Source organism: Pedobacter aquae (assembly GCF_008195825.1).
In the GTDB taxonomy this organism is placed as follows: domain Bacteria; phylum Bacteroidota; class Bacteroidia; order Sphingobacteriales; family Sphingobacteriaceae; genus Pseudopedobacter; species Pseudopedobacter aquae.
This window is the reverse complement of record NZ_CP043329.1, coordinates 2,554,952-2,566,021: the sequence shown is the minus strand read 5'-3', so window position 1 is coordinate 2,566,021 and position 11,070 is coordinate 2,554,952. Positions and strand designations below refer to the sequence as shown.

The 11,070-nt window shown below is 35.8% G+C and carries 8 protein-coding genes, 2 pseudogenes and 1 riboswitch; of the genes and pseudogenes, 2 read left to right on the top strand and 8 right to left on the bottom strand.

Annotation, left to right across the window (positions count from 1 at the left end):
• Positions 1-36 precede the first annotated feature (36 nt).
• Complete coding sequence (locus tag FYC62_RS11325) at positions 37-693, top strand: gliding motility-associated C-terminal domain-containing protein (protein ID WP_149074991.1); 657 nt, start codon at positions 37-39, stop codon at positions 691-693.
• 115 nt (positions 694-808) lie between these two features.
• A pseudogene (locus tag FYC62_RS18170) lies at positions 809-1,728 on the top strand (PorP/SprF family type IX secretion system membrane protein).
• A gap of 72 nt (positions 1,729-1,800) precedes the next feature.
• Here the strand turns inward: FYC62_RS18170 and FYC62_RS11315 are convergent.
• The 8 genes and pseudogenes from FYC62_RS11315 to FYC62_RS11280 form a co-directional block, all read right to left on the bottom strand.
• Positions 1,801-2,759, bottom strand: a pseudogene (locus FYC62_RS11315) (methylenetetrahydrofolate reductase).
• Between the two features lie 15 nt (positions 2,760-2,774).
• Positions 2,775-3,716 (bottom strand): DMT family transporter, encoded by a 942-nt coding sequence (locus FYC62_RS11310; RefSeq protein WP_149074990.1) that lies wholly within the window; start codon positions 3,714-3,716, stop codon positions 2,775-2,777.
• A gap of 158 nt (positions 3,717-3,874) precedes the next feature.
• Entirely contained in the window at positions 3,875-4,255 is a 381-nt protein-coding gene (locus FYC62_RS11305; protein ID WP_149074989.1) for a four helix bundle protein, read from the bottom strand.
• A gap of 260 nt (positions 4,256-4,515) precedes the next feature.
• Entirely contained in the window at positions 4,516-8,292 is a 3,777-nt protein-coding gene (metH, locus tag FYC62_RS11300) for a methionine synthase (protein ID WP_149074988.1), read from the bottom strand.
• Between the two features lie 131 nt (positions 8,293-8,423).
• A riboswitch (SAM riboswitch) is annotated at positions 8,424-8,528 on the bottom strand.
• A gap of 138 nt (positions 8,529-8,666) precedes the next feature.
• Positions 8,667-9,233 carry a hypothetical protein gene (locus FYC62_RS11295; protein ID WP_149074987.1) on the bottom strand — a complete coding sequence of 189 codons (567 nt, stop codon included), beginning with the start codon at positions 9,231-9,233 and terminating at the stop codon, positions 8,667-8,669.
• A 2-nt stretch (positions 9,234-9,235) separates the two neighbouring features.
• A complete protein-coding gene (murQ, locus tag FYC62_RS11290; protein ID WP_149074986.1) occupies positions 9,236-10,051 on the bottom strand; it encodes an N-acetylmuramic acid 6-phosphate etherase in 816 nt (271 codons plus the stop codon).
• A gap of 391 nt (positions 10,052-10,442) precedes the next feature.
• Positions 10,443-10,742, bottom strand: a complete 300-nt coding sequence (locus FYC62_RS11285) for a type II toxin-antitoxin system RelE/ParE family toxin (protein ID WP_039451215.1) — start codon at positions 10,740-10,742, stop codon at positions 10,443-10,445.
• Positions 10,742-10,990 (bottom strand): type II toxin-antitoxin system ParD family antitoxin, encoded by a 249-nt coding sequence (locus FYC62_RS11280; protein WP_039451266.1) that lies wholly within the window; start codon positions 10,988-10,990, stop codon positions 10,742-10,744. The genes FYC62_RS11285 and FYC62_RS11280 overlap by 1 nt, the downstream gene beginning before the upstream one ends.
• Between the last annotated feature and the right edge of the window lie 80 nt (positions 10,991-11,070).

Here is an 11,070-nt window from a genome sequence, read left to right as displayed (position 1 = left end):
ACACAGCCAGTGGTTACTGTTAGTCTTACCCCAAGCGTGTCTTTATTAAATGAAGGTGATACCTTAATTGTTACAGCTAAACTTACCGAGTCTTTATTTCAAGATGTAAATTTTGTATTGAACTTTGCAGGAACTGCTACACAAGATAAAGATTACGCTTTAAGCGGAAATTTTGATACCATGATGATTCCAGCAGGAGACACCATTACCACGCAGAAATTTAGTTTAGTAGCTCTAAAAGATTTCTTAAAAGAAGGACAAGAAAGCGTTGAAATTTCTATCGTATCGCCAGACCCAGCTGCTTTTGTAAGAATTGGTTCGGGTACAGATGTTATCATTACAGATTTTTATCCGGAAGATAAACCTATTGGTCCAGAAGAAAATGGAGAAATAAATCCAGATCCTTACATGTCTCCTAACGGCGATGGTTTAGGGAACGAGAAATTTATCATTTATAACATAGAGCGTTTCCCTGATAATGAGGTTGTTATTTACAACCGTTGGGGGAATGAAGTATACAAAACAAAAGGTTATAATAATAAAGACAATGCATTTGCAGGGTTTTCAAATATTGGTATATTAGCTAATAGCCAAAGCCCTGTAGTTGACGGTGTTTACTTCTTTATGATTTATACAAAATCTGCAGATGGAAAGCAAAAAGCTAATAAAGGTTACGTCATTATGAGAAGATAATCATCTCGTATTTAAAGAAATTCATATTAGCGGTAACAATACAGGGCCTTTATCGTAAAATGTTAATCAAAGAGCTATTATATGTTTTGTATGATATGCTCTTTATCGCATAGGTATGAGGTTATTACTACTCGTTTTATTACAGGTATTATTGGTATTGCGTGTACAGGCACAACAAGAGGCTATGTATACGCAATACATGTTCAATACTTTGGCTATTAATCCGGCTTATCCAACACTAGACGAATCTCTATCTGTTACCGCTTTATCTCGTCACCAATGGGTAGGTTTTAAAGGAGCACCTAATACCCAAACCATATCTATCCACTCGCCTTTAGGTACTAGCGAAACTTTTATTGGAGGTTTATTAATTAATGATCAAATAGGTGAGGTTATCAAAGAAACTGGGGTTATTTAACTTTAGCACAAAGGGTTCAGATTGGTTACGAATCTTACTTAGCAGTAGGTATAAATGGAGGGTTGAGTAGTTTTAGAGCTAATTTTTCTGAGAATTATCCATTTAGTCCAGAGTCTTTTAACGACCCGGCCTTCCAGAATGTAAGTAACCTGAGAGGTAATTTTGGCGTTGGCGTAATGCTGTTTTCAAGCAAATATTATGTAGGCTTGTCTTCTCCACATTTTTATAATAGAGACTTATCAGATTTTGGCCAGCCACGTATTGCTGGTCGTTATAAACCACATTTTTTACTACAAGCAGGCTATCTTATCAACCTAAACGATATCTTAAAATTAAAACCCAACATCTTAGCCAAATATGTAAATGGTTCGCCTTTACAGTTTGATATTAATGCGAATATGTTAATAAGCGACCGTTTGTGGTTAGGGGTTTCTTACCGTACTTTAGACTCTTTTGACGCCATGGCATCTTTCTTTGTTAACCCAGATTTCCAGGTGGGTTATGCTTTTGATTTTACCAATACCCGTTTAGCAACCGTACAAAAAGGTACTCATGAGATTATGGTAAAGTTTAGGATGCCTGTTTTCGGCAGAGACCATACGGCTTGTTATTTCTAAGAATTAGCTCAATTTTTTAGGCACAAAAAAAGCCACATGAAAAATGCGGCTTTTGAAGAATATCAATAATTTTTATTTGAAAATTGCTTCTGCAATTTGTCTTGTTTGTTCTGGTCTTCCCATAGTATAGAAATGTAAAACCGGAGCGCCAAAGTCCATCAATTCTTTACATTGCTTAATCATAAACTCGGTACCAACCTGCTTTACATCTTTAGGGGTTTTACAGCTTTGTACAGCCTCGCATAAATCCTCGGGTAAATCTATATGGAAAATTTTTGGCAAGTTAACCAACTGGCTTAATGCACTTATAGGTTTTAAACCCGGTATAATAGGTACGTTAATATCGTTTTCGCGGCATTTCTTTACAAAATCAAAATACTTCTGGTTATCAAAAAACATTTGGGTAACGATGAAATCTGCACCCATTTCTACCTTCTTTTTTAGGTATTTGAAATCTGTAGATAAGTTTGGTGCTTCAAAATGTTTCTCGGGGTAGCCTGCTACACCTATGCAAAAATCACTTTTATACTCGCTCTCTACATCCTCATGTAAAAACTTACCAGCATTATGGTTTTTTACTTGAGCTAATAAATCTGTAGCATAAGCATGGCCACCTGGGGTAGGTATAAAAGAAGCATCTGCTTTACGGGCATCGCCTCTTAAAACCAAAACATTATCAATACCTAAAAATTGTAAATCTAATAAGGCATTTTCTGTTTCTTCTTTGGTAAAACCTCCGCATATTAAATGTGGTACGGCATCAACCTTGTATTTATTTAAGATGGCAGCACAAATAGCAATGGTACCTGGCCTTCTTCTGTAAGATAATTTTCTAGCAGACCGTTTTCTTTTTGTTTGTAGATATAATCTTCACGTAAAGAAGTTACATCAATAAAAGGAGGCTTAAACTCTAAAAGAGGTTCTATGGCATCGTAAATCCATTGGATACTTTGCCCTTTAACAGGAGGTAAAAGCTCAAAAGAGAAAAGCGTTTTACCTTTTGCGTTTTTTATATGATCTGTAATTTTCATTTTTGCTGTTCAAAATTATCTATTTGTTTCAGGATTTACCTGTTCAATTTCTTTTTTCTGCTGACTGGTTAAAAATACACCCATAATTACCAGTACAGAGCCAAAGAATTCTTGCAAAGTAAAGGCTTCATTTAATATTAACCAACCTAAAAATATGGTTGATACTGGTCCTACCGTTGCTACTATAGCACCTTTATTTGCACCAAGCAGTCTAATACCTTCCATCACTAAAAATGTAGGTATTACGGTACTGATGATGGCTAAAGCAAATCCGTAAGCATAAATGGTCCAAGAGTAGCTTAATAAGGAACCATTTCCTAAGATTAAATAATGTGCTATAACGTATAAGCAAGAAATCATCATGGCTAAGCTATTAAAATTTACCGAACCATATTTTTGGATATACTTACTACCAAACACCAAATATAATGCATAAGTTATAGCACTGATAAAAATAAAAATAGCGCCTTTTATGCTATTTGCTGTGCTGAAAATATCGTTATTATAAACAATAACCAATAAGCCTATATAAGTGATGATAAGTGCCTTTGTAATTTGTAAGGTGATTTTTTTCTTGAAAAACAGATAAGAAAAAATAACCACAAAAGTGGGGTAGCTGAAAAGTATAATACGTTCTAAACCAGCAGTTACATAAGCTAAGCCCATGAAATCAAACAAACTAGCGATATAATAACCTAGAAGCGCAAGACCACAAATGATGGCAATATCTTTCCCAGATATTTGTTTAATGCTATTGTTTGGGTTTTTACGATGATTTAAAAAAGCAATCAACATAAAAAAGGGTAAAGAAATAGCAAAACGTAGGGTTAACAAAGTTAATGCATCAACCGGAGCCTCTTGATAAGCCAGCTTAATCATAATCGCTTTCGCCGAAAAGCATATCGCCCCTGTAGCAATGAGGAGAATACCTTTTGTAGAACTAATTTGATTTGGCATTTTGGTTTAGTTTGTTAGGGTTTAGTTTGTTAGTTTGTTAGGGTTAGTTTGTTAGGGTTTAGTTTGTTAGGGTTTAGTTTGTTAGTTTGTTAGGGTTTAGTTTGTTAGTTTGTTAGGGTTTAGTTTGTTAGTTTGTTAGGATTTAGTTTGTTAGTTTGTTAGGGTTTAGGTGCTTTCTTGGTGTTTTGGAATCTTATAAATCCATTAATTAGTTTTCCAACGTGTTCAATGCTTTGGAGCGTTTTATTAAAATCGACTTCATTTATAAAATGCAAATCTTTTGAAATATGTATTTGGGTTTCTAGTTCGTAAAGAGAGCCTCTAGCGATAGATAAAAAGTGGATAGTTTCTTTTATATGTTGCCTCCCACAGCCCTCTGCAATGTTAGATGGAACAGAAACTACACATCTTCGCATTTGAGAAATAATACCGAATTGTTCTTCTTTAGGAAAAGATGCAGTTACATGATAAATATAAGCCGCTAAATCTTTAGCCTGTTTCCAAACATCTAATTCTGTATACTTTTGATAACCAGACATATTTTTAACTTTCTAACCAACTAACAACCCACCCAACTAACCATCTAACCAACTAACAACCTAACCATCTAACAAACTAACCATCTAACAACCTAACCACCTAACCATCTAACCATCTAACCATCTAACCACCTAACAAACTAACCATCTAACAAACTAACAACCTAACAACCTAACAACCTAACCATCTAACAACCTAACCACCTAACCACCTAACCATCTAACAAACTAACCATCTAACAACCTAACCACCTAACAAACTAATACCCCAAATTCGGGCTCAGCCACTTCTCAGCGGTTTCTAGGTCTAAAGCTTTTCTTTTAGCATAGTCTTCTACTTGGTCTTTACCTATCTTGCCTAAACCAAAGTATCTGGATTGAGGGTGTGCAAAGTAAAATCCGCTTACCGCTGCGGTAGGGTACATGGCTAAACTTTCTGTTAGTTTTATGCCAGTTGTTTGTGTAGCATCCAAAAGATTAAATAAAGTAGCTTTTTCTGTATGATCTGGGCAGGCTGGATAACCCGGTGCTGGCCTTATACCCTGATATTTCTCCTTTATCAGTTCTTCATTATCTAATTTTTCTGCTTTAGCGTAAGCCCAATAGTCTTTACGAACCATTTCATGTAGCTTTTCCGCAAAAGCTTCTGCCAATCTATCGGCTAAAGCCTTGGTCATGATGCTGTTATAATCATCAAAATCGGCTTCAAATTTAGCTACCAGCTCATCGCATCCTAAACCTGTTGTAACTGCAAAACCACCAAGATAATCTTGTAAACCTGTTTCTTTAGGCGCTATAAAATCTGCCAAAGCATAATAAGGTTCGCCTTTTGGTTTTTCTGCTTGCTGACGTAAAGTATGTATCTTGATGGTCTCTGGTGCTGTTTCTTGTTGCTCTTTTAACACACAACCTTCTTCTGTAAGTTGATATTGTAAATCCGGCAATTGTTGATTTTCTATGGTTAATTCAATATCATCATCGCCAACGGTAGCAGCCGGCCAGAAACCAAATACAGCTCTTGCTTTTAGTAATTTCTCATCAACTATACGTTTTAAAAGAACTTGGGCATCATCAAACAATTTTTTAGCCTCAATACCTACATATTTATCATCAAAAATTTTAGGATAAGAACCTCTTAGCTCCCAAGTATGGAAAAAAGGAGACCAATCTATATAAGGTACCAGCTCTTCTAAGGGATAATCTTCTATTACTTTAGTACCTGTAAAAGTAGGTGCGCCAGCAATAGGCAAAGACCAATCTATCTTAAATTTCTCTTTACGGGCTTCTTCAATAGCAACCAAGCTTTTATCAACCTTCTTTTTGTTGTAATTATCTCGGGTTGTTTGGTAGTCTTCTTTAATTTTTTCTTTGTAAGATACTTTCGTCTCAGGGTTTAATAAATCGCTGCAAACGGTTACACTTCTTGAAGCATCTAAAACATGTACGGTAGCCCCTTTATAATGTGGGTCTACTTTTACAGCAGTATGTATTCTTGAAGTAGTTGCGCCGCCAATTAATAAAGGAATATCAAAACCTTCACGTTCTAGCTCTTTAGCAAAATGAACCATTTCATCTAAAGAAGGGGTGATTAAGCCGCTTAAGCCTATGATGTCTACCTGATGTTTTTTAGCTTCTTCAATGATTTTAGCCGCAGGAACCATCACACCTAAATCAATAATTTCGAAGTTGTTACAAGCTAATACAACACCTACAATATTTTTTCCAATATCATGCACATCTCCTTTTACAGTTGCTAATAATATTTTACCGGCAGAGCTGCTCTCGCCTTCAACCTTTCCTGCTTCAATGTAAGGCATTAAGATGGCAACGGCTTTTTTCATTACCCTGGCAGATTTTACTACCTGTGGTAAGAACATTTTTCCTTCGCCAAATAAATCACCAACAATGCTCATACCAGCCATTAAAGGACCTTCAATAACATCTAAAGGTTTAGCATATTTTAATCGGGCTTCTTCAACATCAGTATCTAAATAATCAATAATACCTTTTATTAAAGAATGAGATAACCGCTCTTCTACAGTGCCTTTACGCCATTCTTCATCTTTAACCAGTACTTTACCTTTATTTTTAACGGTTTCTGCGTATTCTACCAAGATTTCTGTAGCATCTGGTCTGCGGTTTAAGAGAACATCCTCAACTTTTATTAAAAGTTCTGGTTCAATTTCTTCGTACACTTCCAGCATCCCAGCGTTAACAATACCCATATCTAAACCAGCTTTAATGGCGTGGTATAAAAATGCCGAGTGCATGGCCTCACGTACAGGGTTATTTCCGCGGAAAGAGAAAGATATGTTGGAAACACCACCACTTACTTTAGCGTGAGGAAGGTTTTGTTTAATCCAACGGGTAGCCTCAATAAAATCAACAGCATAGTTGTTATGCTCTTCTAAACCTGTAGCTACAGTTAAAATATTAGGGTCGAAAATGATGTCTTGCGGAGGGAAATTTAACTCGTTAACCAAAATATCATAAGAACGTTTACAAATTTCTTTTCTACGTTCCAGATTATCGGCTTGACCATTTTCATCAAAAGCCATTACGACGGCGGCAGCACCATATTGCTTTATTTTATGCGCATATTCTTTAAACTTTTCTTCACCTTCTTTAAGAGAAATAGAATTTACGATGCCTTTTCCTTGTAAACATTTTAAGCCAGCTTCTATAACCGTCCATTTAGAAGAGTCTACCATGATAGGTAGCTTACTGATATCGGGCTCGGCACCAATAAGGTTTAAAAACTTGGTCATGGCAGCTTCAGAATCAAGCATACCTTCATCCATGTTTACATCTATGACTTGCGCACCACCTTCTACCTGCTGACGAGCAACGGATAAAGCGCCTTCAAAATCCCCACTTAAAATAAGCTTGGCAAATTTTGGCGAACCTGTTACGTTGGTACGCTCTCCAACATTTACAAAGTTGGTTTGTGCGGTAATATTAAAAGCTTCTAAACCTGATAATCTTAAATAAGGAGCTTGTTGCTGAGGGACTCTTGCTGGATGTTGTGCAGCAAAATTTGCCATTTTCTGAATATGGTCTGGCGTAGTACCACAACAGCCACCTATAATATTGATAAAGCCCGATGCTAGAAAATCATTCACCAATGTGGCAGTTTCATCTGGAGTCTCATCATAAGCACCAAACTCATTAGGTAAGCCAGCATTTGGATAAGCAGAAACAAAAACATCAGAAATTTCTGAAAGCTCTTGTACGTAAGGACGCATTTCTTTAGCACCCAAAGCACAGTTTAAGCCTATAGATAAAATATCAGCATGGCGAACAGAGTTCCAAAATGCTTCTACGGTTTGCCCAGATAATGTTCTTCCGGAAGCATCTGTAATGGTTCCAGAAATCATGATTTCGAGCCTCACCCCCGACCCCTCTCCAAAGGAGAGGGGAGACTGGTTGGCTAACTTATCGTTTAATTCTTTTTCGTAGCGTTTGATAGCAAAAATTGCAGCTTTTGCATTTAAAGTATCAAAAATAGTTTCTATCAATAATACATCTGCGCCACCATCAACTAAACCTCTTACCTGCTCGTAATAGCATTCTTCTAGATAATCAAAAGTGATGGCTCTAAAACCAGGGTCGTTAACATCCGGAGAGATAGATAAAGTACGGTTGGTAGGGCCAATAGCACCGGCAACAAATTTTGGCCTATCAGGATTTTGAGCTGTAAATGCTAAGGCAACTTCTTTAGCTATTCTAGCGCCTTCATAACTCAGCTCATAAGAAAGATCTTCCATCTGATAATCAGCCATAGAAATACGCTGAGTGCTGAAAGTATTGGTTTCAATAATATCAGCACCAGCTTCTAAATAAGCCGCATGAATAGCTTTGATAACATCAGGACGGGTAATGTTCAGCAAATCATTATTTCCCTTAACATCGCATGGGTGGTTTTTAAATCTTTCGCTTCTAAAATCCTCCTCCGTTAGGTTATAACGCTGTATCATGGTACCCATGGCGCCATCTATCACTAAAATTCTCTTTTTTAATTCTTCTCTGATATTCATTTTATCGTATTGCGTAGAGCGTATTGTGAAGTGCGAATACACGTAATTGAATGGTATTCAATACGCAATAATCACCTCTCAATACTTATTAGCTTATTTAGAAAAGTCAGGATTTTTGGCATTTAGACTTTCACTTATCTTTCCTAGAGTTGCACCCTAAGTAGAATGTAGCACCTTGTAAGCACAGGTTGCTAAGACTTCGTAGGGTCTAATCCCTCCGTCTTTCTCTATAAGCGCTGCAAAAATGATGATATTTTTGGTCAAAAGCAAATATTATCCTTAAGGTAAATGCTTAAAAGACATTAGAAAGATAATTGTATTTGTAATGATAAAAAGGAGCTATCTCTCAGAAGGAAAGTTCAGAAGCGAGACTTCTAATACAGTCTTTTCGTCAATTGTTCTTCAACGCGTTTAAAAAACTGTAAAGGTTTTAATTGTCGCCAGCTTAAATCGTCTAACTCGCCGCCAAAATTGATGTAATAATCAATGTTATTGGTTTTAAATTCATCAATAACATGAGGTCTAAAATTAATACCTGCAATCCATCCGTCTTCTACATCCTGAAACCATTCTTCGTAATAACAATCATCAGATGAATGGAAATTTAACACGTTTTCTCCAACCAGAATAAATTTATTAATGCCTTCATTTATAATGCTTTCTAGTATTTCTCTTTTCAAAAGCATAATATCGTTGTTAATAGCATCATTCCACTCGCCAATAAATTCTATAATGGCGTATTGGCGGTCATAATCAACAAATAAAACTTTGAGATATAAGGTGTTAGACCCAAAGGTATCCCACTGTGGGTGAAGTAAATAATTATAGATTTGTTTGTCGTAATAAAACTCGTTGTATTGGGTTTCATAAAAGGGAGACCTTTCATCCTCTGCTGCTATATAATCATCCCTCCACTTAAAATAAGGCTCTATTTCATGCATAACTATTGTAAAGATGTTAAGAAAGCTTCCACTGCTTTTCTAACGTTTCCATATTTTTTTAATAAGTAACTTGCTTTTTGTTCGTCTAATCCAGTTTCTTCCATCACCATACGGGTACCTCTATCTACCAGCTTATTATTGGTTAACTGCATATCAACCATTTTGTTGCCTTTAACTTTACCTAATTTTATCATGACTGATGTGCTCAGCATATTTAAAACCAGTTTTTGCGCAGTACCCGCTTTCATACGGGTAGAGCCTGTTAAAAACTCTGGACCTACAATCACTTCAATAGGATATATGGCTTCTTTAGCAATGCTGCTGTTGTGATTACAAACTATACAGCCAGTTAAAATACCGTTTTGGTTAGCTGCTTTTAAACCAGCTAAAACATAAGGTGTTTCGCCTGATGCTGCAATGCCTATTAAACTGTCTGAGGAGTTGATTTTATAAGGTTTTAAATCTTCCCAAGCTTGCTCGGTATGGTCTTCTGCAAATTCAACAGCTTTTCTGATAGCGCTATCGCCACCAGCAATAAGCCCAATTACGGTTTCAAAGTCTACACCAAATGTAGGCGGGCATTCAGAGGCATCAACAACACCCAATCTGCCACTGGTACCGGCTCCAATATAAAATAAGCGACCGCCTTTTTTCATTTTTTCTACCACAGCATTAACCAGTTTTTCTATTTGTGGCAATGCTTCTTTAACTGCAAAAGGAACTGTTTGGTCTTCTTTATTGATGTTATGCAAGATTTCTTTAACAGACATCTGATCTAAATCATGATATAAAGAGGTTGATTCGGTGGTTTTACTCATAACGTATTAAGGTGGGCATAAATGTCGGTAAATAATCAGTTTTATTGAAAAAAATGTGCGCTTTTATAGACAAATACTCAACAGGGCATTATCATAGTTGAGGATAGCCTGTAGAAGTATTAAAATTTAAGATGCTATGAACTATAATCCGAACTTATAATCGAAGAGTGAATTTTTGGATGGTCTTTAAAATGTGTGGAACTAACCAAATTGGGAACAGTGTTTTTTCTAGGATAGGATATTGTTCAAATCTTGTATTTTTATCAGCAAAAACAATTAAAAATTAGCATCGCTTATATCAGCTTTAAATGACTCAATTTATATAAGAAAAACTTGCTGGAAGGGTATTTAGAGGGTAGTGCATCAGTTACGCGTGTTATGTGTCGTCAGGTTAATCATTTAATCTGCTTTCAATGTCCATTTGCTGATGCAGAATTCTGATTATTTCTATTTCGTTTTCTTTCAAATTTATTCGATAGAAAATAAAATGTGATTTTACTTTTGTGCGGTAATACCCTTTTCTGATATGATTAAAATCTTTCCCACTAGTTGGATGTTGAGTTAAATACTCGATTTCATTAAGGATTAAGTTGAAATATCTGTCTGCTTGTTCAAGAGACCAAGTTTCGAAAGTGTAAAGCCAAATGTTTTCAATGTCGATTTGAGCTTCATTACCGATTTTATAAGTCATTATTTTGATACATGTTTTTGATGAAGATTATCTAAAAATGTATCTCTGCTAAAGTTTTTTACAAATCCAGATTTTTCACCTTTTACAAGTTCTTTAATAAGCTCAGTTTTTTTTGTTTCCTCGTGTTCAAACATTCTTAAAGCTGCTCGTACAACCTCACTTGCAGAAGAAAATTTTCCAGTCTGAACTTGTTCGTTAATGAACTTTTCGAAATAGTCGCCGAGTAGTATTGATGTGTTCTTTGCCATAATTTTAAACTTCACTATAAAGGTACCAATAATTGGTATAAGGAACAATTTTTCTAATCTTAATGTTATAGAATGTTTTT